This is a genomic window from Enterococcus alishanensis (genome assembly GCF_019218635.1).
Lineage (GTDB): Bacteria > Bacillota > Bacilli > Lactobacillales > Enterococcaceae > Enterococcus_A > Enterococcus_A alishanensis.
On sequence record NZ_JAHUZB010000004.1, the window covers coordinates 204848 to 230621 of the forward strand.

Annotated in this window: 22 protein-coding genes and 1 pseudogene; 4 read left to right on the forward strand and 19 right to left on the reverse strand. The window is 36.3% G+C overall.

The features are described 5' to 3' along the window. The gene (locus KUA55_RS11325; RefSeq protein ID WP_218326404.1) at nt 1-1347 is read left to right on the forward strand and encodes an MFS transporter; all 1347 of its coding nucleotides are present in this window, start codon (nt 1-3) and stop codon (nt 1345-1347) included. Nucleotides 1348-1376: 29 nt separating this feature from the next. Here the strand turns inward: KUA55_RS11325 and KUA55_RS11330 are convergent, their stop codons facing one another. From KUA55_RS11330 to KUA55_RS11395, 14 genes are all read right to left on the reverse strand, one after another. Next, nucleotides 1377-2165, reverse strand: coding sequence for a hypothetical protein (locus KUA55_RS11330; protein ID WP_218326405.1), 789 nt, complete (start codon nt 2163-2165; stop codon nt 1377-1379). Further along, nucleotides 2116-2634 (reverse strand): hypothetical protein, encoded by a 519-nt coding sequence (locus KUA55_RS11335; protein WP_218326407.1) that lies wholly within the window; start codon nt 2632-2634, stop codon nt 2116-2118. Before KUA55_RS11335 ends, KUA55_RS11330 begins: the two co-directional genes overlap by 50 nt. 179 nt (nt 2635-2813) lie before the next feature. Continuing rightward, nucleotides 2814-3209: a BspA family leucine-rich repeat surface protein gene (locus KUA55_RS11340; RefSeq protein ID WP_218326408.1), complete on the reverse strand. Its 396-nt coding sequence runs from the start codon at nt 3207-3209 to the stop codon at nt 2814-2816. A 42-nt stretch (nt 3210-3251) separates the two neighbouring features. Continuing rightward, nucleotides 3252-3425: a hypothetical protein gene (locus KUA55_RS11345; RefSeq protein ID WP_218326410.1), complete on the reverse strand. Its 174-nt coding sequence runs from the start codon at nt 3423-3425 to the stop codon at nt 3252-3254. 186 nt (nt 3426-3611) lie between these two features. Beyond that, a complete protein-coding gene (locus tag KUA55_RS11350; RefSeq protein ID WP_218326412.1) occupies nt 3612-3830 on the reverse strand; it encodes a hypothetical protein in 219 nt (72 codons plus the stop codon). A gap of 645 nt (nt 3831-4475) precedes the next feature. Beyond that, on the reverse strand, nt 4476-5093 hold the full coding sequence (locus tag KUA55_RS11355; RefSeq protein WP_218326414.1) for an ABC transporter permease: 618 nt from the start codon (nt 5091-5093) through the stop codon (nt 4476-4478). Further along, nucleotides 5090-6001 carry an osmoprotectant ABC transporter substrate-binding protein gene (locus KUA55_RS11360; protein WP_218326415.1) on the reverse strand — a complete coding sequence of 304 codons (912 nt, stop codon included), beginning with the start codon at nt 5999-6001 and terminating at the stop codon, nt 5090-5092. Before KUA55_RS11360 ends, KUA55_RS11355 begins: the two co-directional genes overlap by 4 nt. Continuing rightward, nucleotides 6002-6628, reverse strand: a complete 627-nt coding sequence (locus KUA55_RS11365) for an ABC transporter permease (RefSeq protein ID WP_218326417.1) — start codon at nt 6626-6628, stop codon at nt 6002-6004. Between the two features lie 9 nt (nt 6629-6637). Continuing rightward, on the reverse strand, nt 6638-7750 hold the full coding sequence (locus tag KUA55_RS11370; protein WP_218326419.1) for an ABC transporter ATP-binding protein: 1113 nt from the start codon (nt 7748-7750) through the stop codon (nt 6638-6640). Nucleotides 7751-7810: 60 nt separating this feature from the next. Then, nucleotides 7811-9253: an FGGY-family carbohydrate kinase gene (locus KUA55_RS11375; protein WP_218326420.1), complete on the reverse strand. Its 1443-nt coding sequence runs from the start codon at nt 9251-9253 to the stop codon at nt 7811-7813. Between the two features lie 16 nt (nt 9254-9269). Next, nucleotides 9270-10046 (reverse strand): SDR family NAD(P)-dependent oxidoreductase, encoded by a 777-nt coding sequence (locus tag KUA55_RS11380; RefSeq protein WP_246601494.1) that lies wholly within the window; start codon nt 10044-10046, stop codon nt 9270-9272. A 19-nt stretch (nt 10047-10065) separates the two neighbouring features. Then, the gene (locus KUA55_RS11385; RefSeq protein WP_218326422.1) at nt 10066-10989 is read right to left on the reverse strand and encodes an electron transfer flavoprotein subunit alpha/FixB family protein; all 924 of its coding nucleotides are present in this window, start codon (nt 10987-10989) and stop codon (nt 10066-10068) included. Continuing rightward, nucleotides 10989-11774: an electron transfer flavoprotein subunit beta/FixA family protein gene (locus tag KUA55_RS11390; RefSeq protein WP_218326424.1), complete on the reverse strand. Its 786-nt coding sequence runs from the start codon at nt 11772-11774 to the stop codon at nt 10989-10991. Before KUA55_RS11390 ends, KUA55_RS11385 begins: the two co-directional genes overlap by 1 nt. 32 nt (nt 11775-11806) lie before the next feature. Continuing rightward, entirely contained in the window at nt 11807-13294 is a 1488-nt protein-coding gene (locus KUA55_RS11395; protein WP_218326426.1) for an FAD-binding oxidoreductase, read from the reverse strand. 206 nt (nt 13295-13500) lie between these two features. On the opposite strand from KUA55_RS11395, the gene KUA55_RS11400 reads away from it, so the two are divergent. The 3 genes and pseudogenes from KUA55_RS11400 to KUA55_RS11410 all read left to right on the forward strand — a co-directional run. After that, a complete protein-coding gene (locus tag KUA55_RS11400; RefSeq protein ID WP_218326427.1) occupies nt 13501-14217 on the forward strand; it encodes a MurR/RpiR family transcriptional regulator in 717 nt (238 codons plus the stop codon). 200 nt (nt 14218-14417) lie between these two features. Continuing rightward, complete coding sequence (locus tag KUA55_RS11405) at nt 14418-15656, forward strand: MFS transporter (protein ID WP_218326429.1); 1239 nt, start codon at nt 14418-14420, stop codon at nt 15654-15656. Between the two features lie 459 nt (nt 15657-16115). Beyond that, nucleotides 16116-16229, forward strand: a pseudogene (locus KUA55_RS11410) (recombinase family protein); the annotation flags it as partial. Between the two features lie 217 nt (nt 16230-16446). Here the strand turns inward: KUA55_RS11410 and adhE are convergent. From adhE to KUA55_RS11435, 5 genes are all read right to left on the reverse strand, one after another. Further along, nucleotides 16447-19050: a bifunctional acetaldehyde-CoA/alcohol dehydrogenase gene (gene adhE / locus KUA55_RS11415; protein ID WP_218326431.1), complete on the reverse strand. Its 2604-nt coding sequence runs from the start codon at nt 19048-19050 to the stop codon at nt 16447-16449. Nucleotides 19051-19322: 272 nt separating this feature from the next. Beyond that, nucleotides 19323-19691 (reverse strand): preprotein translocase subunit YajC, encoded by a 369-nt coding sequence (gene yajC, locus KUA55_RS11420; protein ID WP_218326432.1) that lies wholly within the window; start codon nt 19689-19691, stop codon nt 19323-19325. 79 nt (nt 19692-19770) lie between these two features. Further along, on the reverse strand, nt 19771-20916 hold the full coding sequence (gene tgt / locus KUA55_RS11425) for a tRNA guanosine(34) transglycosylase Tgt (RefSeq protein WP_218326434.1): 1146 nt from the start codon (nt 20914-20916) through the stop codon (nt 19771-19773). Between the two features lie 160 nt (nt 20917-21076). Beyond that, nucleotides 21077-24154, reverse strand: a complete 3078-nt coding sequence (gene ebgA, locus KUA55_RS11430; RefSeq protein ID WP_218326436.1) for a beta-galactosidase subunit alpha — start codon at nt 24152-24154, stop codon at nt 21077-21079. Beyond that, the gene (locus tag KUA55_RS11435; protein ID WP_218326437.1) at nt 24151-25629 is read right to left on the reverse strand and encodes an amino acid permease; all 1479 of its coding nucleotides are present in this window, start codon (nt 25627-25629) and stop codon (nt 24151-24153) included. The genes ebgA and KUA55_RS11435 overlap by 4 nt, the downstream gene beginning before the upstream one ends. Nucleotides 25630-25774: the final 145 nt, after the last annotated feature.

Genomic DNA, 25774 nt, shown 5'->3' on the forward strand with positions numbered 1-25774 from the left:
ATGGAAACAAAAAAATGGCGGCTATTACCAGCCGTGATCGCCACTGCAATTATGAGTTCTGTCGGGGTGTTAATCGAAACTTCAATGAATGTCACCTTTCCCACCTTGATGCGTTTATTCCAGATTAACACAACAACTGTACAATGGATTACCACCAGTAACTTGTTAGCTCTCGCCATTACTGTACCTGTTTCTGCCTTTTTAATGAGAAACTTTGCGGTGAAGAAATTATTTATTACGGCGAATTTACTCTTTTTATTAGGGGTCATTACTTGTTTTCTTGCTCCTAGTTTTGGTGTTTTAGTACTAGGACGGATCTTCCAAGGAACTGGAACTGGGATCGCCATGCCTTTGATGTATCACATTGTGTTAACGAAAGCACCTAAAAACAAACGTGGCACACTGATTGGACTAGCCACCATGACAACATCGTTAGCTCCAGCAGTTGGACCAACTTACGGCGGTATAATTGCAACTAGTTTTGGCTGGCGTATGATTTTTCTTTTGTTGATTCCATTAGTTATTCTTTCCTTTGTTTTAGGCTATTATGCGATGTCGATGGAAAAAGTCAGCAAGCACGAAAAATTCAATTTAAAAAGTTTCCTAGGTTTAGCTGTTGGTTTGGCCAGTCTCTTGATTGCCATCCAACGAGTTTCACTGCTCTGGTTGATATTAGCGATTGCCAGCTTACTAACCTTCTATTATTTTAACCGTCAGAATCATCTACTGGATTTATCGATTTTTAAAAATAAGAAATTTTTCTATTTCATGTATGGATCGTTGGCTTTTCAAGCGGCTTCATTGGGTATTTCATTTATCTTTCCTAACTTTTTACAATTAGGTTTGCAGCAAACTGCTACAGAAGCTGGTCTATTTATGTTTCCTGGTGCGATTACAGTAGCGGTCGTTGCACCGATTGCTGGAATATTACTGGACAAAATTGGTCCATTTAAACCAATTGCCAGTGGCTTTTTCTTATCTTCATTAGCCCTATTTCTGCTCATCTTTTTGATCGGTCAAAATAATATCCCATTATTTCTAAGTTTAACGATTCTTTATATGGTAGGACTTGGTTTGGCTGTCAGCAATGTCATGGCCTTAGCACTAACACAATTAGACGACTACCAACAAGATGACGGCAATAGTATTTTAAATACTTTACAACAATTTTCCGGTGCAGTATCCACCACCGTGGTCGCTCATCTATTTATTGCTGTACCAAAAAACATTGCTACGCCAGAGGTATTTGGGAGTAGAAACGGCTTTATTCTACTCTTTATTGTCCTCGCACTAGGTTTTCTATTTTTTGTACAAACCTATCGAAAAAACACGTCTCCTCTTTTATAAGCAGAGACGTGTTTTCGTTAAAGCCGTATTTATTTCCCGAAAAATCCAACACCTTCAGAGCGCCATCCCTCACGAATCAAATGCGCATTCTCCGCTAGACTCAAAGTATAGTGATGGGATCCTGCATCTCGTGCATTTGGATTGAACAAGCGATGGATGGGAATCTCAGTATTCTCTGCAGCGTAAAAAGCAATCCCTTCTTTATTCCAACCTGCTTGTCCCACCGAATCATATTCGGCTCTATCTAAAGTGTAAAAATGTTCCCCAGAATTCGGGTTGTAAAGACGATAAGCTGCAATGCCTGTTGTTTCCCCACCATACCAACCGATGCCTTCGTCTTGCCAACCTAGATTAATCAGACCTTGTGCTTCTGGTCGACTCAGCGTGTATAGATGTTCCCCATCATTTTTATTATATACTCGATAAAGTGGCAGACGGTCTGGATCACTGGGATTCGGATCTGGGTCTGGATTTGTCGTTGGATTTACCGTCAAACTTCCTGAAACATATTCGACTGTGTAATTATTTCCACCATCCACCGTTATACTTTCCAAAGTTAAGCCGGCATCATCATTTACCGAAAAAATTTCTTGTGTATTTTCAGCGTTTCGACTAATAATAGTACTGCCATTCTGGGATTTTAGTAAAACATGACTCGTACTTTTCGATACGACAATCGGATTATCTAAAGTAATCGTATCCCAAAAAATAATCTCCACAAGATCACTTTCAGTCCCACCTGTCGCATTGGCGATTGCCATAACTAATTCAGCTGCTATCGTGATAGGATCCGTCACTTGCCGAACGGCTTTGTCCATCATAAGAGCTATCGGTTGGTAAAGATACTATGAGTTTATTTTTGGTTAATGTGACAGGCTTACGTTTCCACTGGGCAAATAGTTCGATAGTTGCGCCATCAGATACTCCATCGGCAGAAAAAAGTCCATTCATTGGATAAATTTTCCCATCAGTATCTTTCCAGCTACTCAAAGTGTAGCCAGCTTTTTCAAAATTCCCAGAAAGTTGTAATTCTTCATCAAAATCTTTCGTATTTTCTTGTAACTCTGTCTTATTACCATCGCTATAACGAATCACAGTATAATTTCGTTTGCGCCAATCCTTCACTTTAAATGTCGCACTTTTAGTGAAGATCGTTGTGCCAAATACCATTTCTTTATCGCCATCACCCTTGTTATATGTCCATCCTGTTGGCACATAATTACCATTATTGGTAACTAGTTTTGGATCTGCTAGTCCCTCACTTCCATTGATGATAATAGCTTCCACAGGGTCAAAATCCTACTCTCCTTGATTTACATCAAAAGTAATTTTTACTGGGTTATCTAGCACTTGATACGTCACTGTTGGTGTCTCAGATGTTAGCCCATTATGATAAGTGGTTAAAGCAGTATCATAATCAAATATTTCAGTATCATTGATCCATCTTTGTGTACCGTCTGGTGTCCTTAGGTTAGGTGAGCTTTAAATTTGAAATTGCTAGAAAGTTTTAATTCGGTAAGGGCGCTAACTCCGTTAAACATACCAGACATATTTGTCACTTTGACTGTTTTGAAATTACTAAGGTCTAGACTTTTTAGACTGCTGACTTCGGAAAACATATAATACATATCTAGCACATTACCTGTTTTAAAATTACTTAAATCTAGACTTTCTAGGCTGCTGGTTCCGGAAAACATATAATACATATTTATCACTTTGGCTGTGTTGAAATTGCTAAGATTTAAACTTTCTAAACTGCTGACATTGTAAAACATATCACGCATATTTATGACATTTTTAGTGTCTACCCCGATCAAATTAATCATCTTCAAATTTGAACAACCAAAAAAAAGTCTCGCCATACTCTTCACATTCTCAATATTTACATTCCCAAAATCAATCGATTAAATAATTGGTCTTCCACTTCCACCACCATTGTCATACCGGCCAAACAACTCCGTCAGATCATCATCTAAAATTTTAACAGGTGTTTTCTCAGCAGAGTTTTCAATCGTGAAGCTTTTTAATTTCCATAAGTTAGAACTTGCAGTTAGATGATCGCCAAAAACTTCTGCCAAGTTTATTTTCTCTGGTTTACTATCATATTCTGCCGGAATCCTGATATCTTTTTCTTCAAGTACAGCACCTGATAAAAGCCCAGTTATTGTTGCTACTGGTCCTAAAGTGTCCCATGTAAAAATATTTTCTTCTTGGTACCGAAACTATCTACCTGAGCTGCGACAGTTGGTACAACTTCTTTTACTTCAGCGGTTTTTTTCGACACAGTTGGCTTCTTCCAAAATTTCATCAGCTGCCAGTAACGAATTTTCCAGCACTTGGGTCTCATCTGTGCTTTCCTGATGAGTTTCTGCCAAGACTGGCAAGCTGCCTAAGCCGAGTTGTACTACTAATAATATCCCTGCCATTATGCTAATCAGTTGCTTATTCCATTTTATCCGCTTAAATTTTTGTTCCGTTTTCATTTTTTCACTCCTTCAAATAAGCACAATTCCAAAAAACATTATTTTTATCCACTAAAAAATAATTTGAAATTGATTATTTCTTTAATTTTAAGACTAATAATTCCAATAGCACAAAGAAACTAACTAAGCAGATAGACTTTTTCAGCAGCTGGTGTCCTTCAACGATCTAACCCACCAAAAACGGGTGGATTTCTTAAGATTTCAAACATAAAAAAGCAGGTCTCAAAGTTTTTCTACTTCAAAACCTGCTTGATTCATTTATTTTCCGTAAAAGCTAGTACCTTCTACTATTCAACCTTCTGAAATCAGCCAAGAATTTTTATCAGTACTTACGGTATACTATCTAATGAATACTAACACCTGGTAGAGTTTTAGCAGATTGCTTATAAACCTGTTAATTTATGTAGACTACCAAATGATGAAAATCACCAACAATCGATAGACAAAATCAACCATATGCTGCGCTTAATCCTAACTATTTTGCAAGCTAATCCGAAAAAAACTGCACTCTTTATCTCAGTACAGGTTTAGCGTCATGTTATTACTTCTGATGCATCAAACATATCTTTTCATATTTCTACATGGTTTTTCATTAAATGTCTTTGATTTGAGGTTCATTTTATGGTTTTCAAGAAGTTCAGCTTTTTACTTGATGATCCAAGCAAATAGACGATCCAAAAATAAAGCAACAAATGCGCATAATATAGCGCCTACTAGGATTATCGGTCCGCCTTCGGTAATATTTATCCCTCTTAAAATAATATCTCCCAAGCCACCAGCTCCGACAAATGAACCAATTGTAGTGATACCGACAGCAATCACTAAAGCATTTCTGACACCGGCCAAAATAACTGGTAAGGCTAACGGAATCTTTACCATCAGTAAAATTTGGAAGCGGCTCATACCTACTCCCTTGGCGCTATCAACATACGTCGGGTCCACATTATTTAGACCAACATAAGTATTGCTGACAATTGGTAGGAGGGAGTACAGGATTACGGTGGCAATTACTGTATTTTTGCCCAATCCTAATAGAATTAACAAGATAGTCAACATACCGATTGAGGGAATTGTTTGAATAACATTAATGATTCCTATAACAATACCCGCGATTTTTTTATTATCTGAAAGAAAAATACCAATCGGAAACCCAATTAAGAATGTTAGAACAACACTAACAATCGAAATATATAAGTGAGTAAATAATTGACTAATGATATAAGAAGAGTTGTCACTGAGATAATTTATTAATCCATCAATCATCTGCTATCCTCCTCAAAATAATTATTTTTTTCTAGAAACTGACGTGCAATTAAGGCTGGTTCTAATAATTCAGTATCTGAAGCATCATTCATTTTCTGCATCATTTCTGTATCAATGGTTCCATCTAACTTCTTCAAAATTTCCTTTAATCCAGGATTTTCTTTTAAAATTTTATCGCTAGCCACTAAACTACAAGTATAGGGTGGGAAAAATTGGCGATCATCTTCTAGCATCACCAATTCATAACTACCTACACGTCCATCGGTAGAATAACCCAGGATGACATTTAATTCATTTGCTACCAGTGCATCGTACAATAAACCTACTTGCATCGGAAAGACCCGCTGAAATTTCATGCCATACTCTTCAGTAAAGGCTTGATAGCCGTCTCCCTCTCGTTTATACCAAGTTTGGTCGGTTCCTAAAGTTAATTCAGCTGCATATTGTTTTAGATCACTGACATTTTTCAAATGATACTTTTCGGCAGTTTCTTTTGTCACCATAAAGGTGAATTGATTGGAGAAGCCGTAACTAGGAAACCAATCAAAATTATAACGTTTTTGAAACTCTTCTTGAACGATTTTTAAAGCTTTATCAGGCTCTTTTTCTGGCGCGAGTTTTAAAGTCCCCACTAAATCGGTTCCAGTATAACGTGGAGAAGCAATATCTAAATCTCCTCGCTCCATGGCTGCTTGCATCATATTTGCGGAGCCTAGGTTATTGAAAAAAACAATTTTCTTATCCGTGTAGTGTTCTAATAGTTGCACCACGATATTTCCTAAAATCTGTGATTCTGAAGTAACTCCGCCAGAAACCGTAATCGTGTCATTTTTCTTAGAAAAAGTTGAGCCCACAAAAACAAGAAAGGTACAAAAAAATATGGTTAAAACAATTATTTTCTTTCTCATCTACTCACCCCGTCCCACAGTAACTCGTGACTCAATAAACCTAAGTACAGCATCTGTTAATAAGGCCAACAAAGTAATTGGGATAGTTCCCATCATAATCAAATCAATGCGATATAAGGTAAGGCCATTAAATATAAAATCTCCTAAGCCACCAGCCCCGATGTAAGCTGCCAAGGTTGTCCAAGAAATAACATAAACAGCAGAAACCTTGATACCTGAAATGATGACACTAGCTGCTAATGGAAATTCTATTTGAAAAAGTTGCTGCCATTTTGACATCCCCATCCCTTTTGCCGCATCTAAATAAATAGCATCAACTGATTGAATCCCGACATATGTATTTCTTAAAATAGGCAATAGTGAGTATAGAAAAAGGGCAATAATTGCTGGTACTTTCCCAATCCCAAAAATCGGTAACATAATCGACAGCAACGCCATCGAAGGAATCGTTTGAAAAAATCCAACAATATTAATAATCGTGTTTGAGCCTTTTTTTAGTCTCGTTAATCCAGCTCCTAATGGAACAGCCACAACAATCCCTAAAAAAATTGCCGCAAAAGAAATATACAGATGCTCCCAAAGTTTAAAAAGAATTTCCGCACCATATTGATTCCAAAAATTAATCATATTATTCACCTACTTCAACTCTTTGTAAATCAATGAAACCAACGACGAACGTGTGATAATTCCCACTAAGTGATTGTCATCATTCACAACTGGCAAGTATTTTAATTCCATATTTAATAATGGATCGATGACATCAACCACTTTTTCCTTCTGATTTACACTGGCAGTTTCTGTCTGCATAATTTCATAAATATTGACTGAGTCATCTAATCCACAATCGACATCATTAATATCAATAAAACCTTTTAAACGATTACTTTCATCAACAACTAAAAGTGAGTCCACTTTTTTTTCAGTCATCAGATTAACCGCCTCAACTAACGTCTTACTTAAGGAGATACTAGCAATCTCAGTTCCCATTAAATCTTGAACAAAAATTTGATTGTCGATATGTTTGTTCTTCTTACGTTTTCCAATCAATTCTTCCACGAAATCGTTGGCAGGATTACGTAAAATTTCATCAGCGGTATCATATTGAATGACCTTGCCATGATCCATAATAATAATTTTGTCAGCTAATTTAATCGCTTCATCCATATCATGGGTGACAAAAACAATTGTTTTTCCCATTTCTTGCTGTAGGCGTTTAATCATTTCCTGCAAAGCGTCACGGGTAATTGGATCCAATGCGCCAAAAGGTTCGTCCATTAAAATAATATCTTGATCTGCCGCTAGTGCACGAATTACGCCAATTCTTTGTTGTTGACCACCAGATAAATTTGCTGGTTTACGATCCAGATAATCTTGAGGGAGTTCCACCTTCTTAATTAATCTTTCAGCGATACCGGATTTTTTTTCTTCTGACCATTTCAACAGCTTAGGCACAATCATGATATTTTCTTTAATTGTCATGTGGGGAAATAGACCAATATTTTGAATAACATAACCTATTTTTCTTCTTAATGTATCACCATCGAGATCGTTAATTGATTGGCCATTTATTTCAATATCACCACTTGAAGGTTCAATCATACGGTTAATCATCCGTAATAATGTCGTTTTACCACTGCCACTTGTCCCGATCACGCAGATAAATTGGTGGTCTTCAATCTTTAAATTTAGTCTCTCGACGGCAACTGCTGAAGGGCCATAATTTTTTGTTATCTCAGTAAATTCAATCATCTGTCTTCCCTCACTTTAGTTAAAACTCTAAAAAGCCGTGTATTTCAACGGCTTTTTTTGCTAATTCTCTGGGTGTAAAATTTCGTAAGACTTCATTAAAACTGGATCAATATGCGTAGCTATTTGTTGATACACTTCTTCATTTAGCCGGCGATAGATCGCAACATTATCAGCTTTAGGAGTAAATACATCTTTCACCTTTACCATCTTATCAACGGCTTCTTCATATGATTTATAGACACCTAGGCCAACTGCGGTATTAATGGCTGCTCCAACACTGGCACTTCCATTAACAACATTTCTTTTTACTGGCAGATTGAAAACATCAGCGAAGATTTGCATTAACAAATCACTATTTGAACCGCCACCAGTTACGATGACTTCTTTAATTTCCTTACCAAGTTCATTGGTCATATTAGTCACATTATTTTTCATTGTATAAGTAATGCCTTCTAAAATTGAACGATACATGTAGCGATAATCATGATGGGCATTAAAACCAATCATCATCCCCCGTTTATAAGGTTCCCAAGGATTAGCTAGCCAATCCAATACAGTCATTAAGCCATCACTACCAGCAGGGACATTTTGTGCTTGTTCATTCAAATATTCTTCTTCAGAAATATCTTGATAATTTCCTCGAATACTAATTTTTTCACCTAATAAATCTTTAAACCAAGAAACTGTCCACATACCACGTCTGATGCCGTAACCTTCATAGGCGTATTTCTCTGGGATTGAAGACATAATGCCCCAATAATTTGTGGAATCTTTTGGCATATCTTTTCCGGTGACCATGCTACTAATATAAGTTCCTAAAGAAACAAAAGCTGAGTAATCATGGATTAAACCAGCCCCTAAACCTTCCACTGCTTTATCACTAGTAGTCGCTACTAACGGAAGTCCTACGGGAAACCCCGTTTTTTGACTGGCTTCTTCAGTAATGTGACCTAAAATATCGCCTGGTTTAACAACATCAAATAACATATCTCGGGATAAATTGAATTGTTCTAAGACTTTTTCGTCAGTTGACCAATCCCAGGTTTCGTAATCCACTGGCCACTGACCAAAGTGATTACCAATATTATCCTTAAATTCACCGGTTAAGCGGTGGGTTAAATAACCATTTGTAGATGTTACATACTGAACTTCTGGATTATCTCTAGTATAAGGAGTAGCTGTTCGCTTATCCATCCAACTAATCACCGGTTGTGCTAATGAGCCATCTTTTTTCAAAAGTACCCGACAACAACGAATCGAACCTAAGCCAATCCCAATAATATCATTTTTCCGAATACCAAATTGCCCCATGGCTTTTTTTGCCGCAATACAAAGGGAATCCCACAAATCATCACCAGGATGTTCAACGACACCGCCATCATCCAAGTGCATTGGTCGTAGATTTTCTCTCCCTTCAGCAATGATATTTCCTTCTAAGTCAAAAACAACAATTTTTGTACTTTGGCTCCCACCATCAATACCTACAATATATTTTTTTCCCATCAAAGTTCTCCTTCAATTAGCGGACTAAAAAACCACCATCAACAGTTAAGATGTGACCATTTACAAAATGAGAGGCTTCTGATGCTAGAAAGACTGTCGCACCCATTAAGTCTGCCACATCTCCCCAACGGCCTTCAGCAGTATGATCAACAATCCATTTATTTCTTTCAGGATCTTCAATAGAAGCTTTTGCAACTGGTGTTTTGAAATAACCTGGCGCGATGCCATTTACTTGAATGTTATATTGCGCTAACTCATCACAATATGCTTTAGTTAAGCCAGCTATTCCGTGTTTAGAGGCCGCATATGCTGGTGCCCACTGACCACCTAAGAACGAGAACAATGAACAAATATTGATGATTTTTCCGCTCTTTTGTGGAATCATAAATTTCGCCGCTTCATGACTTAAATCAAAGGCCGCCGTTAAATTAATCGCGATGGTTGGATCCCATTTATCTCTGCCATAACTTAAAACATCATCTACCGGACAAATACCAGCACAGTTTACTAAAATATCAACTGAACCTAATTCAGCAACACATTTTTCAATAATTTCTTTCGCTACACCATCTTGAGTAATATCAGCATACATATAGAAAGTTTTCGCGCCACGTTCTTCCAATGTTTTGTTAAACGCTTCATCATCAGGCATAATTGAAGCCATAAAAATATTTGCGCCAGCCTCAGCTAGAGCTAAAGAGAATGCTTGACCTAGTCCTGTATTCCCACCAGTTACAATTGCGTTTTTGCCCTTAATATTAAATAAATCCATTTTGAAGTCTTTAATTTCCATGTTTATACCTTCTTTATTTTTATTTTTTTAAACGCATAGTTAATTTTTCAACAAAAGTTGCCGCGTCACCAATAACCGTTAAATCTGCTAAATAATTCATCGGTGCACCTTTGTCTGTATTTACTGAAATTAAGTGTTTTACCTTCTTCAATCCTTCAACATGCTGCATCGATCCATAAATCCCTAAGGAAATGTACAAATCAGGACTAACAGTTTTACCGGATTGACCAACTTGAATTTCTCGTGGTGCTTTACCTCGTTCAACTACTTCTTTTGAAACAGAAACCAAGCCAGCTAATTGTTTAGCCAGGGGTACTAAATTCTCTATTTCCGTTTCATAACCTGCTCCCGCAGAAACCAGAACTTTTGCTTCACGAATATCTTTTAGTTCTGGTTGATTTTCAATTTTAATTATTTCAATTGTGGACGCTTTCATTCCATCTGGACAAAACGTGATCACTTTCGGTTCTTTAGTCAATAGCTCTGGATGAAAAACATTTGGATGAACACTTGCCATAATTGGTGTCGAGTCACAAACAATACTTGCTAACATATTTCCTGCAAAGGCTGGACGAATTAGTTTTCTGCCTTTTTCATCAACCTCAATTGCAGTAATATCAGCAACTAACCCAGCTTCTAGTTTCATAGCCAATCTCGGCGCAACCATCCGGCCAAAATCAGTTGCTAAGATAATAATCGTATCAAATTGATATGTCGTCTGAACCTGTTGGATCAATCCTGCAACAATCCGACTATCTTTTAGGGATTCTTGTGTCTCGATTGTCAGCAAATAATCCAATCCTTTAAGCTCTTTATTTGATAAATTTATTCCTAGACCATAAAGCGCAACTTCTTCTTCACCAGCTAGTTGACTCGCGACTTCCACCAAATCAAGAGAATAGTTTAATTGTTCTTCATCTAATAGTACTAATGCTTTAAACATTATAGATATCCTTTCTCTTGTAAAAAAGCTACTACAGTTTCGATTCCTTCATCATCTACCTGCATAGTTTGATGATCTTTTTTTTCAGGTTTTATAAAAATATTTTTTCTTACTTTTGTAGGTGAACCTTTTCTCCCAATCAAATGTTCATCTAACACTAAGGTTTCGTTTGTTACTAGAGAGAATTGTTCATCGACGTTTTTATCGATGTTTTCATATCTAACGAAACCCAAGCGTACGTTGATTTGACTGATGATACTAATTAAGCAAGGAAACGGTATTTTTAACTGGAGTATTTGATTGTCTTGTAATGCTTCTACAATTGTATAGCCATCAAAGCAGTCAATTTTTTTAACATTAGAGAATTGATCAATTGCCAATAATTCAGCGACTTGGGGACCGATGTGGCCAGTCCCACCATCTAAAGTATGGGTTCCAGTCAAAAGCAAATCATAATTTTGTTCACTAAGATACTTAGCCAAAACACGGCTGGTAGCTAGAGAATCACTCCCAGCGTATGCTTTGTCACAAATGAGTGTGGCTTTGTTTGCCCCTAAGCGGACAAAATCTTTTAACTCTTTTTCAATTTTTTTAGGTCCCATCGACACTACTTCAACATTCACATTCTTATCAGTTTTCTTTGCTTGAAGGGCCCAAGCTAAAGCATTTTTATCATCAGGATTTAAAACTAAGCAAGATGTTTCTCGATTAATTCGGTCATTTATTTCATCATATTCGAATTTTTCAGCATCAGGTACAAATTTGACTAAACAAATGATTTTCATTTTTCACGCATCCTAACTTTAAATAAATGAGACTATTTTTGATATTTATATCCCTCTTGCACTGGATAAATATTCCCAAAGTTCATAATTCCTTTTGGATCAAAGATTTCTTTCAAGCTTTCTAACATATAATATGCTGATTGATGTTCCTCTTTTGTCCATTCATTGCGATACTTGCCAATACCATGGTGGTGACACATAGAACCATTAAGTTTTAAAGTTTCTTCAACAATAATGGCTTGAATAGGGTGATGGTAAAGTTTCATTTCATCCTCTGGTTCACAGTTGATATTATAATTGTAAACAAAGTACATATTGGTTCCATTAATGTAACTATGGGATGAATGTCCTCCTAGCATAGTTAAATCTTGAGCCCGCGGAAATTCATTACGAATCCGATCAATTACATTATTATAGATTTGAGGAATTGTCTCCCAATCGGCAGAAATTTCTGTTGTGAAACCATCATGTTTGTCATTGTCGATCATACCTTGCACTTCATCATCAATGGTTTGTTCTGTCCAATTTAATTGATTAAACCAATTTTCGATTAGCTGGCTATCGACTTGTTTATAAACTCCTTCATTGAATTTCTCAACCGCTTCTTCAATTCCTACGCCTGTTGCCTCAACAATGCCTTTTGGTCCTTCAGCCATGAAAATCAAGACGCATTTTTCTTCGTAAAAATGATAGAAATGTTGTCTCGCATCTTCAGATGAATACGTTCTGGCTACAGATGGACGATAGCCATTAGTCATGACTTCACGCAAGACTTTAATTCCAGTCTCAACATCATCTACTAAATAGCCAAAGAATTTATTGTTCTCAGGATAATATTTAAAGATTTTTACAGTGACTTCAGTGATATAACATAATGTTCCTTCATTCCCAATCACAATATGACGAATATCAGGGCCACCTGCTCGACGAGAAACATTTTTAATTCTTGAAACATGACCATTAGGAAAGACACATTCTAACCCAACGACCATATCTTCAATTCCACCATATAAAGTAGAAAACTGTCCGATTGAACGAGTAGAAACAAGTCCACCGTATTGAGCGATTGGTTTTGATTGTGGTGAATGTCCGGTGGTATAGCCAATTTTTCTTAGTTCATCTTCAAGATCTTGCAATCTCACCCCAGCTTGAACGGTTGCTTGCATGTTATAAGAATCAATTTTTAAAATCTGATTCATCTTAGAGCCATCAATCACTAGAGCCAAATCTTTCCAGTTTTCAAGACCCCCTTCAGTCGCCGTTTTCCCACTTCTAGGTATGACATTAATATCATTATCATTTGCGTACATTAATAATTCTCTAACTTCTTCAGTATTATTAGGTAGCACTACTGCAGTAGGTATTGGATTATCCAAAACTCTTTTTGCTTTTGCGTATTTACGATAGCGATCCGAAGAAGCATCATACAAAGTTTCATAATCAGTCAGAACTTGGGCAGCTGGAACAAGTTTTTTAACATCATTAATGATACTCTCTTTAACTAAAGTGTCTGAATTCATTGAAATAACTCCATTCATTTTGAAATTTATAAAACGTTTTCTTGTTTCAGAGTATACAGAGTTTTTTTTTACTTTACATTAAAATTTGATTAATTTTTCCAATAAAATTTGATTTTTTTAATCAAAAACGGAAAATTTTCCACAGGAGATAGGTTTTTTTTTTCTGCTATGGTATCATTGACTTATAAAATCTAGGAGGCTTTAATATGCACGTTCATATAGATAGATTAAATAGCTTAGAACTAAAAATACATCAAAATTTGCTGGCTGCTAGCAAGGAGCACTCAAGTTTAACCATTACGGAAGCTGCCGAAATTGCTGGTGTATCTCCTTCTAAAATATCTAAGTTTGTTAAAAAACTAGGCTTCTCAGGTTATAAAGAATATGCACGTTTCTTATCTGGAAAAGAACTAGTTAAGCAAAAAAAAATGAATAACGAATTCACTAGAATACAAGACTTTATGGAAAACTTTGAAGAAGACAATGCTGAATATATTGCTGAACTTATCGACACCTATGATAAAATTATTCTTTTCGGCTATGGTCCTACTCATATTGCCTTGGAATATTTTGAATATAAATTAAACTATACTGTCGATAAAAATATTATTTTAGCTACACAAGAATCGCTTATCCCTAGCTTAATAAGTGATAAGACATTACTCTTAATATTTTCAGTTGCTGGAAAATTTGCGCAATTTGACTATTTGTTCCAAGAAGCTGCAAAGAAAAAGGCTAAGGTATTATTAATCCTAGAAGAACTGAATACTGAAATTAATTTAGAGAATCACGAAACGATCTATTTAACAAAATCTCATCAGTCTGAATCCTTAAATTCACACGAAAAAACTCGAACAGTGTTTTTTTTAGTTATTGAAGAAATTATTCAGAAGCTAAATCAAAATAAAAAATCTTCTACTTAATTTTCGTAGAAGATTTTTCATTTTCCATATTTTCCATTTTTTATTCATACAATCGTCAATTTGATAATTTTTTCATGAGATTTTTATTATAAAAAGTAATTGACAAGCTTAAAGAAAGCCTTTACACTAAAACCGTTACTAGAGAGAATAGTGTGTCAATGGACTTATTTTTGACAATTAGATAAAATGGAGGTTATTTAATGAACAAAGCATCTGTTAAAAAATACGGGACCCTATTACTCTTAGCCGCTGGCGCCGGAATCATTTTCCAATTACCTTATATTCGTGAAACGTTCTATGTACCAATTCAGCAAGCGATGAATTTAAGTAATGCTCAAATGGGAATGCTATCCTCTGGCTATGCCACTATGGCGACTGTTTCTTATTTTATTGGTGGGATTGTGGCCGATAAGTTTTCTGCACGAAAATTGTTAACTATTTCATTTTTGGCAACTGGTTTGTTAGGTATTTGGTTTTCAACCTTCCCTTCTTTCAATACAGCTAGACTAATTTTTGTTTTGATGGGAATTTCAACTATTATTACCTATTGGTCTGCAATGATTAAAGCAACTCGGATGTTAGGTGATTCTTCGGAACAAGGTCGATTATTTGGTTTACAAGAAGGTTTACGGGGAATTTTAAATGCTATTTTGGTATTTGGAATGACTGCAGTCTATGGTCGTTTTGCAAATGAAATCTTAGGGACAGCTTGGGCAATTCGGACATGTGCGATTGTTGTAATTATTATTGGTATTTTAAATTGGTTTATTATTGAAGACACTGACAAGGAAGAAAATGCTGAGTCTTTCTCTGAAGTAATTATCGGTACCTTCAAACAGCTGGCGATTCCTCGTGTTTGGTTATTAGTGATGATCGTATTCTTTGGCTATAGTTTATATGGTATTTTTGGCTATATTAATACTTTAGCTATCAATATTTACGGACTATCAGTTGCTGGTGGTGCTACATTAGGTGGCACTCGTTATGTGATTCAAGCTTTCGGCGGAATTATTGGTGGACTTTTAGCTGACAAAATCGGCTCTCGAATTAAAGTGATTGTCGGTGGTGCTACTTTGACGGCTCTGTCATACGGACTTTTCCTAATTTTACCTGCAGATAAAGGTCTGTTAACAATTATTTTAGGAAATTTCGTTGCCGGTATGTTCTTTATCTATTTAATTCGTAGTCAATATTTTGCGATTATCGATGATGCAGGTATCCCGGTTTCAAAAACTGGCCGCGTTTCTGGAATCGTTTCTTGCTTAGGTTATTTACCAGATGTTTTTATGTATACGATGATTGGTGGTTGGTTAGACAATAACAGCGGTAAAACAGGTTTTAACATGATGTTCATCTATGCAATTGTGATGGCTGTTGGCTGTATTATTGCTTGTCTGGTACTAGCAAAGGTTATTCAAAAAAATAAAGTCGAAGAATAAATAAAGCTTACTCCAAAATAGTTAATGTGAGCTTTCAAACTTCAAAAACAGACAAAAGAATATAAATATAGAAGATACCCTAAATAACAGACACTGATAGAAAAATATCAGTTCTCTATTATTTAGGGTCTTTTTGTCATGAGCATAAGACTTTTAGAATTGCTATAACAGTTTATCTTTTATCAAATGCCATAATGACAAGCTTGATTTTTTCTCATTAATTATGAATAGCGAGTTTAGCTCTTTTATTTTCACTTGAATTTGCACTCTATGTGCAACACAAAAGCGACTGAATAAAGTCAAAATCCTTGACTTCAGTATATTTTAGCTTAGACAATTCAGGTGTTGGTATCACCTCTTACAAAACTGTTTTAGAAGTGATTAAATGTGTTGAGATTGCTAGAATCTCTTGCAACATTCTTATTTGTTAAACTAACATACGTTTGGTTTAGTTTTTACGTTATTGAACCATTATTAGATGATAATGTGACAACTAAAGTTTTCAATCTTGGAACGATTGAGAACGCTTCAATGGGCAGAATGATTACTCTAACACTGTTAAGTGTTGCTGACACAAATAATTAGCAGTCGATACGATTACCAGGCATTTCATGAACAAAATACTTATGACTGGATGCTACAGAGACCCCAGAACCACCAGCGAAATGCATGGTTTCCAGAACAAAAAAAGAAGAACCTCCACAAAAAGTGGAGGTTCAATTAGGAAGACTATGGTTAATAGTAGCCAAAAGATTGCTTATGGTTACTCCCATAACATTTTTTAGTGTGACTAAGCTTTGTAATCGTAAGCTGTAATGATGATTTCTTTCAACTCACTGATTAATGGTTCTTTAGGGTTAGCAGTTGTACATTGATCTTCGTAAGCAAGTTCTGCCATGCGATCAACAGTTGCATCTAAAGTTGCTTGAGATAAGTTTTGAGCTTTCAAGTTCATGTTGATGCCCACTTTAACACCTAAATCGTAAACAGCTGTTGCTAAAGCTTCAACTAGTTCTGCATCAGTGTTACCTTTTAATCCTAGGTAACGAGCGATGTCTGCGTAGTCAGCATCTGCACGGAAGTAGTCATATTTAGGGAACATCGCATGTTTTTGAGGATCTTTGGCATTGTAACGGATGATGTGTGGCAATAGAATTGCATTTGTACGTCCGTGAGGAATACCATATTCTCCACCAATTTTATGGGCGATTGAGTGACAAATTCCTAAGAATGCATTGGCAAAGGCCATACCTGCCATCGCTGATGCATTATGCATTTTTTCACGTGCATCTGGGTCAGCAGTTTCAACTGAATTTTCAAGATTTTCAAATACCATTTTGATTGCTTGTAAACTCAATCCACGAGTGTAGTCAGAAGCCATTACAGATACATAAGACTCAATTGCGTGAGTTAATACGTCCATACCAGTATCAGCAGTTACTGAAGGTGGCACAGTCATAACAAATTGAGAGTCAATAATCGCTACATCTGGAGTCAATGCGTAATCTGCTAATGGGTATTTCACGTGAGTGTCGCTATCTGTAATAACGGCAAATGGTGTAACTTCAGAACCAGTACCAGAAGTAGTTGGAATACATACGAATTGTGTTTTCTTAGGATCAGCAATTTTGTAAGTACGTTTGCGGATGTCCAAGAATTTTTGTTTCGCGCCGAAGAATGAAGTGTCTGGGTTCTCGAAGAACATCCACATACCTTTCGCCGCATCCATTGCAGAACCACCACCTAATGCAATTACAGTATCAGGTTGGAATTCATTGAATACTTCTAAACCTTTGTAAACAGTATCAGTTGAAGGGTTAGGCTCAACATCTGAGAATACTTCAACTTTCACGTCATTTTTACGACGGCCTAATACTTCACGAACGATGTCAGCATAACCGAATTGAACCATACCTGGGTCACAAACTAACATAACTCGTTCAACATTTTGCATCTTAGTTAGATATAATAATGAATTTTTTTCAAAGAAGATTTTTGGTGGTAATTTAAACCATTGCATATTATTTCTCCGTTTCGCCATAGTTTTAACATTGATTAAGTTAATAGCAGATACGTTCTTAGATACAGAGTTTTTACCGTATGAACCACAACCAAGAGTCAATGATGGGATCATTTCGTTGTAGATATCACCAATACCACCTTCAGCAGATGGTGTGTTTACTAAGATACGGCAAGCTTTCATACGCAAAGCAAATTTCACTTGCAAGTCTTCATCTTCAGTATGGATAACAGCAGTGTGACCTAGTCCGCCTAGTTCTAACATTATTTGACACATATCTAATGCTTCTGCTTGACTGTTTGCTTTAGCCATTGCTAAGACTGGAGAAAGTTTTTCACGAGATAATGGATAGTCTGCGCCAACGCCATCTAGTTCTGCGATTATCATTTTAGTCCCTTCAGGAACTTTGATACCCGCGCGTTGTGCAATATCCATTGCTGAATGACCAACGATTGCTGGGTTAACAGCAGATTTGCCTTCATTCATTACAGCGTCTTCTAATTTTTTCAATTCAGCTTTTTTTACAACGTATGCTTGATGCTTTTCGAATTCGCGTTTCACTTCATCATAAATTTCTTTATCAACAATGATTCCTTGTTCAGAAGCACAGATCATGCCGTTATCAAATGTTTTTGATACAAACAAGTCATTAACTGCACGTTTGATTTTAGCTGTTTTTTCGATATAAGCAGGAGCGTTACCAGCACCTACACCTAAAGCAGGTTTACCAGTAGAGTAAGCAGATTTAACCATGCCTGGTCCACCAGTTGCTAATACGATGGCTACGCCTGGATGATTCATCAAACCTTGAGTAGCTTCGATTGATGGTGTTTCAATCCATTGGATACAGTTTTCAGGAGCACCAGCAGCAATCGCAGCGTCACGAACGATACGTGCAGCTTCAATTGAACATTTTTGTGCTGATGGATGGAATGAGAAGACGATTGAATTCGCTGTTTTTAAAGCGATCATCGCTTTAAAAATAGTTGTTGATGTTGGGTTAGTTGTTGGTACAACCCCACAGATAACACCAACTGGTCCAGCAACTTCGATGATACCTTTTTGTTTGTCTTCGCCGATGACACCTACAGTTTTATCATGTTTGATGTTGTTCCAGATATATTCTGAAGCATACATATTTTTGATCGCTTTATCTTCGACTACACCACGACCAGTTTCTTCAACTGCCATTTTTGCTAAAAGCATATGTTTATCTAATGCTGCCATTGCCATTTCGTGTACGATATGGTCAACTTGTTCTTGTGTGAAGTCTGCCATTGCGTCTAATGCAACGTTGGCTTTGACTGCTAAATCATCAATCATTTCTTCAACACTGATTTCCTTTGTGTTTTCCTTTTCTACTGTTTTAACCATTATTAGCCTCCTAAATTTGCTAAAAATTATTTGTTAATCATTTCACATTCATATCATACATCAACGGTTTTTATTTGTAAATAGTTTTTTTGTGATTTTTTTCACACCAAATAAAAAATATTTTTTCCTTCATATAAAGGTCTTATTATTGGTATATTCCTTTGCAATCATTTAAAGCATGGAAATATGAGTTATTTTTAATTAGAACTTTATTCACAAAAAGGACAAAAAAATAGCCAAACGCTTCATTCATTCACGTTTGGCTAGAAATTTTATTTTTCTTCAGTTGTGTCTTTTACTTCTGGCTCAGCTGGTGTTTCTTCTGGTGTCACAACAGTCACTTCTTCTTCAACTGAGGCAACCGGTGCTACTGTTGCACCTGCAGCAGGTGTAACTGATTTAATTGACGCGCGATCAAATACTAAAAAGATGCCTTCACAATCAAGAGTGATTGTTTTATCTGCATTGTTGATTTCAGAAATCACACCGTGCAAACCGCCAATAGTTACGACATTGTCGCCAGCTTTCATAGAGTCTAAAAGATTTTGACGCTGTTGTTGTTGTTTCTTTTGAGAACGGTTCATCATAAAGAACATCCCAACCATCACAACTAATAAAATAATCATCGATAAATTACCCATTAAAATTCTCCTCACATTATAAGTATCCATATCAACTCTAACAAAGATTAAAAGGTTTAACTAGTCTTTTCTAGTAAAATTAGAAACTTTTTGCGTTTTCTTTGTTAAAACCATATTCTTCAAAGAATGCTTGACGAAATTCTAATAAATTATCGTCCATAATTGCTTGACGAACATTTTTCATTAAGTTAATTAAGAAGTACAGGTTATGGTAAGAAGTTAAGCGAATACCAAATGTTTCATCACTATGAATCAAATGGCGGATGTACGCCCGACTATAATTTTTACAAGTGTAGCAATCGCATTTTTCATCTAGTGGTCTGAAATCACGAGCAAATTTCGCATTTTTCACTACTAAACGACCTTGCGAAGTCATGACTGTCCCGTTACGAGCGATTCGCGTTGGTAAGACACAATCGAACATGTCGACGCCGCGAATGACGCCATCGATTAGTGAATCTGCAGCGCCTACACCCATTAGATAGCGTGGTTTGTTTTCTGGAATCAAAGGTGTCGTGAATTCTAATACCCGATTCATCTCAGCTTTTGGTTCACCTACCGATAATCCTCCGATAGAATAACCAGGGAAATCTAAGCTGACTAAATCCTTGGCACTTTGTTTACGTAAATCTTCAAAACCAGCCCCTTGAATAATCCCAAACAGTCCTTGGCGATCTGGATTGGCGTGAGCTTTTAAGCCGCGTTCTGCCCAGCGAGAAGTCCGTGCCACCGATTTTTGAACATAATCATAGGATTCATCATAAGGTGGACATTCATCAAAACTCATCATAATATCGGGACCTAATTTATTTTGGATATTGATAGCTTTTTCTGGTGATAAGAACATTTTTGAACCATTGATGTGATTTTTAAAGTGCACACCTTCTTCTTCAATATTACGCATATCAGCCAATGAGAAAACTTGGAAGCCACCGGAATCAGTTAAAATTGGTTGATCCCAATTCATGAATTTATGTAATCCACCGGCTTCTTCCACCAAGTCTTCACCTGGGCGTAACCATAAGTGATAAGTATTGGCTAAAATAATCCCTGCACCCATCGTTTTTAGTTCTTCTGGTGACATCGTTTTAACCGTAGCTAAAGTTCCTACTGGCATGAACATCGGTGTCGGAAAAGTACCGTGAGGTGTAATAATTTCTCCCAGACGAGCACCAGTATGTTTTTCTTTCTTTATCAGACGATATTTAATCGCTGGTTCAGTCATAAGTCGTGCCTACTTTCTTTTTTATCTATGTAATATTGCCATATTTGCAACTTGTACAATGATACTTGTTTTGATTTGCTTTTGCAAGATTCCTTAGCTTCCGATAAACAAAAATTAAGCTAAGTCACAGTTATGATAACTTATGACTTAGCTATAATAATTAGTCTTTAGTACTAACTTGAATGTTCTCTTTTGCTAAATTCAAATCAGTGACTTCTTTATTGTTAAAAGCGGTTAATCGGAAAGATAATTCAAAGGCTTCAAATTTCGTCCGATATTTCTCTAATTGCCACTGTCCACAAGCATAACTACCTAAAGCATTTTGCTTGTAATCAATGTTCAGCACGACGTGATCGCTCTTTTGCAATTCATTCGTATGCTTAGCTACATCTAAAGTAGCTTCATCATAATAAGAAGTGCTGAAATTAAAACTTTGATTGGTTGAAGCCAACAATCCTTGTCCGCGATCATTTGTTAGAGATACCCATTCAGTCTCCATATGATTCCCATTTGCTTGTGGTACGACATAATTTGTAAACATATTGTCCACTGTACTTTGATAGATTCCTAGTTGGGCTGCTTCACGAGAGTCGGCATAATTTTCTAACGGTCCTTGTCCCAAATATCTGACTTGATTTAAATTTTTATCTAGATGCATTGTTACCCCTAAACGCGGCAACATATCCGGTGCCATATCAACTTTGCCACCAGGAGTAGCTTTTAAATTAAATAAGATATCGCCACTTGGGAAAATTTTGTACTGGTAGCAGCATTGATAATGCCAAGAACTGTTGGTAGTACCATGAATGACTTCTACTTCCACTTGAATAAAGTCTTGGTGATCTTGATAGTTAAAGCTTCTAACATTATCATGCTCTAAATGTAAGAACTGAACTTTTTTCATCTCATCAATAATTTCCATATCATTACTAATCGGCGCCCGCCAAAAAGTAAAAATTGGTCCTTTAGAAATAATTGTTTGATGATCTCTTTCTAGTTCCGTCATAGTGCCGCGTACTGTATCGAAAACAACTTTGAAATTAGCACCAGTAATCTGCAACTCAGCTAAACTTTCTGAAATTTGCATTTTTCCTGTAGGTACGACTGTCATACCAGGAACTTGTAGTGGCAAAATAAATTGTGCCGTCGCTAATTCATGACCAGCGTTCGCATACTCAGTATTTTCCTTCAACTGATAGGATAAGTTTAAGAAATAATGTGCACCTGCTTTAGGATGTTTAGGATAAGCATAATCTAAACTCAATGTTCCTTGATTTCTGGCTGGAATACTTGGTAAATTCTGCTCACCACTCACTAAAATTGTTTCATCTTCCATTAAATTGTAAACCACTTTAAATTGGTCTAAATTAGCAAAATCAAAACGACTTAATAAAGTGAATTCTCCTTTTGCTAAATCTTTTTCAGTAGTTTCTACTGGTTCAATCACTTTTTTAAACTCATATAAACTTGGAGAAGGTGTCCGATCAGGCATCAGCATGCCATCGATACAAAAGTCTTTATTACTAGGATCATCACCAAAATCCCCGCCATAACGGTAATACTTTTCATTATTTTCATCATAGGATTCAATGCCGTGGTCAAACCATTCCCAAACAAATCCCCCTTGCAACTTATCATGAGCATAAAATAAATCTTGATATTCTTTAAAATTACCTGGTCCATTCCCCATTGCATGAGCATACTCACATAAAATATGAGGTTTTTTCGAATCTTCTATGATATTTTTCATCAATAATTCTCTTGTCGGATGCTCTAACCATGTATACATCGTAGAATAAACATCGGTAACTTCGGCTTCAAAGTCTCCTTCATAATGAACCAAACGAGTTGGATCCATTTGTTTGGCTACCTCAGCCATTTTTCTAAAATTATGACCAAAGGAAGATTCATTTCCCAGTGACCAGAAAATAATTGAAGGATGATTTTTATCACGTTCAATCATGCGTACCATCCGAGTAACATAAGCTGTCTCCCACTTAGGATCATCGCTAATCCAATCATAGCGGTTAGTTAATTCAAAGCCATGGCACTCTAAATCCGTTTCATCAATGACATACATGCCATATTCATCGCATAGCTCATATAGGTAATAAGATGCTGGATAATGACTTGTTCGAACTGCATTAATATTGAATTGTTTCATCAATACAATATCTTTCTCGATTTCTTCTTTGGTTACTACTCGACCATTTCTAGGATTATAATCATGACGATTGACACCTTTAAACTTAATGGCTACACCATTGACCAAGAATGTTTCTCCAGTTACACGAATATTTCTAAAACCAACCTTTTGTGGAATTGCTTCTATTAATTGTCCATCTTTCTCCACAGTGATCATTATTTGATAAAGGTACGGTGTTTCAGCTGTCCAGTGACGAACCTGTGGCAATTGTTTCGTAAAATGAATATCGGTTGCTTCAGCTGTTTGCTGTTCTTGGAAAACAATATTTCCAGCAGCATCTAATAACTGAAGTGAAACTTTTTGACCGTTGTTTTCTCTTAAACGAATTTTTGCATCTAGTAATCCTGTTTCATAATCATCCGTCAAATCAGCCACGATTGTGAAATCTTCAATCCCAGTCTGAGGAACAGCAATCAATTCAACATCACGGAAAATTCCACTGAGCCACCACATATCTTGATCTTCTAAATAAGTCCCATCAGACCACTGGTAAACACGGACTGTTAAATCATTGCTACTATCAAAATCTACTAAGTCAGTAATATCAAATTCCGCTTCATTGCGGGCACCTTTACTGTAGCCAACTTCCTGTCCATTCACCCAAACGTGGTAAGCTGAGTCAACCCCACAAAAACGTAAAATGATTTTTTGATTTCTAAAACTTTCATCTACTTCAAAAGTTCTTTTATAAATACCTGTCGGATTTTCAGTTGGTACATAAGGTGGATTAATTGGAAAGTTATACCATAAATCTGAATAATGCATCTTCCCATATCCTTGAACTTGCCAGTTTCCTGGTACGGTAATATCGTCCATCTGTTGTGTATCAAAATCTTTCTGATAAAAATCTAGTGGACTGTATTCTGGAGCAGCCAAAAACATGAACTTCCATTGTCCATTTAGATTCTTAAAGGCGTGAGTGTACTTATTGTCGCCTAAATTAGCTTTTTCAATTGATGGAAAACTCAAAAAATGAGCTCTCGGTGCTAAACGGTTGACGCTATCTACTTGATAATTTTCCCAAACTTTCATTTTACAGCCACCTTATCTTGCATAATTTTTTTATTTTTTCGTTCATATCGTGCCCAACAAAGCCACGCAAAGCCCATGAAAATAACTAATCCGGCGACATTATAAACCAACATGCCAATCGGACTCGCTGTCCCTTTTGCCAAAGTACCATTCAATTCAGCGATAATTAATTGTGGATCTGGCACAGTGGACATGAAGAAGACAAAGACAAAGATTGCCAATAATAAAATTCCAGCAGTTAAACCAACAGTTCGGTTACCAAACCTGAAACTTCGCTCCATATCGTCTTTTTTCCAACGTAATCCAATATATGCAATCAATAAGAATAGGACTGGTAACAATGATGTTGAAGCGGTCATATTAATCAATGTTTCTAAAAAGCTATCCATATTTCCGATTCCCAAGGCAGGAATAACTAATAAAATCGTTACGATCACTCCTTGGACCAACAAAGCATTTGTCGGATTCCCTTCTTCATTTGTTTTAACTAACCATTTACCGAAAACGCCTTCAGGAATCTCAGAGAAGAACACTTTTACCGGTGCTGCTGTCCACAATGCCAGTGAACCCAGGCTACCAATAAATAAAATTACGCCGACTAAGCGAACCATCACACCACTAGGAATATGGAAAAAATTACCTAAAATCTTGAATATATCAAAAATTCCGTTAGAAAAATTACCAGTCAATACATCAGCTGGTACAACAAAACCAACTGCCACTGCGCCCAAAATATACATCACGCCGACAATAATTGTTGCGCCAATCATTGTTTTAACAAAGGTTTTATTACCACCCTTTACGTCTTTGATATATACGCCAATACTTTCTCCTCCGCCAACAGCTTGTAAGATCCAAGCCATCGTCATGAAGAAGGTCCAGTTAAACTTAGGTGCAATCGATGAAAAGTTAAAATCTTGTGCTGGTTCATGACCAAATCCGAAGACAACGATAAATGCCAGTACCACAAAGGCAACACCCATAAATAAACGAGCACTACCAGCAAAACTAGTCACTTTAGAGATCCAAGCAACCCCTTTGATACAGACCCAAGTCATTATCCAGAACAAAACAATCGAAATAATTGCAATGATAATTGTACTATTGTTTCCTTCAAAAACATTTCTACCTAAAAAAGCATAAGAGCCATAAATTAAGGTATTAGGTAATAATGAACAAAAGAAAAATAAGTTAACGAAAAAATATGACCAGGCGCCTAGAAAAGCCCATTTAGGTCCTAAAACAGATTCGAGCCAACTATGCACCCCCGATTCTTTTTTAGAATTGGCTGAAGCAAATTCAGCAATCATTAAAATAAATGGTAAAAAGTAAAAAATAGTTCCGAACAAATAACCTGGTATTGTCGCTAAACCAATCTGGATACTGTTATTGACAATACTGGGAAAGGCAAATACAGCTGAAAAGGTCATTAGCATGAGCGCTACAGAACCTAAACGTTCTCTCGATTTATCCATAAGATACTTCCTTTCAAGTGTTAGTTTTTATGCAATTGCTATGCTTAAATAATATAGCGCTTTCAATAAAATAAAAACAACTGATGTTTCCATTTTATTGTACTAATGTTGACTTTCTATCCCTTTTTACTTATAGTCAAAAAGA

What these genes read in the sequence shown, in the direction of transcription:
- KUA55_RS11380 (WP_246601494.1), bottom strand. Translation starts at nt 10,046, where the DNA reads ATGGAAATTAAAGACTTCAAAATGGATTTATTTAATATTAAGGGCAAA.
- adhE (WP_218326431.1), bottom strand. Translation starts at nt 19,050, where the DNA reads ATGGTTAAAACAGTAGAAAAGGAAAACACAAAGGAAATCAGTGTTGAA.
- KUA55_RS11395 (WP_218326426.1), bottom strand. Translation starts at nt 13,294, where the DNA reads ATGAATTCAGACACTTTAGTTAAAGAGAGTATCATTAATGATGTTAAA.
- KUA55_RS11340 (WP_218326408.1), bottom strand. Translation starts at nt 3,209, where the DNA reads ATGGCGAGACTTTTTTTTGGTTGTTCAAATTTGAAGATGATTAATTTG.
- KUA55_RS11390 (WP_218326424.1), bottom strand. Translation starts at nt 11,774, where the DNA reads ATGAAAATCATTTGTTTAGTCAAATTTGTACCTGATGCTGAAAAATTC.
- KUA55_RS11355 (WP_218326414.1), bottom strand. Translation starts at nt 5,093, where the DNA reads ATGATTGATGGATTAATAAATTATCTCAGTGACAACTCTTCTTATATC.
- tgt (WP_218326434.1), bottom strand. Translation starts at nt 20,916, where the DNA reads ATGACTGAACCAGCGATTAAATATCGTCTGATAAAGAAAGAAAAACAT.
- KUA55_RS11435 (WP_218326437.1), bottom strand. Translation starts at nt 25,629, where the DNA reads ATGGATAAATCGAGAGAACGTTTAGGTTCTGTAGCGCTCATGCTAATG.
- KUA55_RS11360 (WP_218326415.1), bottom strand. Translation starts at nt 6,001, where the DNA reads ATGAGAAAGAAAATAATTGTTTTAACCATATTTTTTTGTACCTTTCTT.
- KUA55_RS11370 (WP_218326419.1), bottom strand. Translation starts at nt 7,750, where the DNA reads ATGATTGAATTTACTGAGATAACAAAAAATTATGGCCCTTCAGCAGTT.
- KUA55_RS11365 (WP_218326417.1), bottom strand. Translation starts at nt 6,628, where the DNA reads ATGATTAATTTTTGGAATCAATATGGTGCGGAAATTCTTTTTAAACTT.
- KUA55_RS11400 (WP_218326427.1), top strand. Translation starts at nt 13,501, where the DNA reads ATGCACGTTCATATAGATAGATTAAATAGCTTAGAACTAAAAATACAT.
- KUA55_RS11385 (WP_218326422.1), bottom strand. Translation starts at nt 10,989, where the DNA reads ATGTTTAAAGCATTAGTACTATTAGATGAAGAACAATTAAACTATTCT.
- ebgA (WP_218326436.1), bottom strand. Translation starts at nt 24,154, where the DNA reads ATGAAAGTTTGGGAAAATTATCAAGTAGATAGCGTCAACCGTTTAGCA.
- yajC (WP_218326432.1), bottom strand. Translation starts at nt 19,691, where the DNA reads ATGGGTAATTTATCGATGATTATTTTATTAGTTGTGATGGTTGGGATG.
- KUA55_RS11330 (WP_218326405.1), bottom strand. Translation starts at nt 2,165, where the DNA reads ATGGACAAAGCCGTTCGGCAAGTGACGGATCCTATCACGATAGCAGCT.
- KUA55_RS11350 (WP_218326412.1), bottom strand. Translation starts at nt 3,830, where the DNA reads ATGAAAACGGAACAAAAATTTAAGCGGATAAAATGGAATAAGCAACTG.
- KUA55_RS11375 (WP_218326420.1), bottom strand. Translation starts at nt 9,253, where the DNA reads ATGGGAAAAAAATATATTGTAGGTATTGATGGTGGGAGCCAAAGTACA.
- KUA55_RS11325 (WP_218326404.1), top strand. Translation starts at nt 1, where the DNA reads ATGGAAACAAAAAAATGGCGGCTATTACCAGCCGTGATCGCCACTGCA.
- KUA55_RS11405 (WP_218326429.1), top strand. Translation starts at nt 14,418, where the DNA reads ATGAACAAAGCATCTGTTAAAAAATACGGGACCCTATTACTCTTAGCC.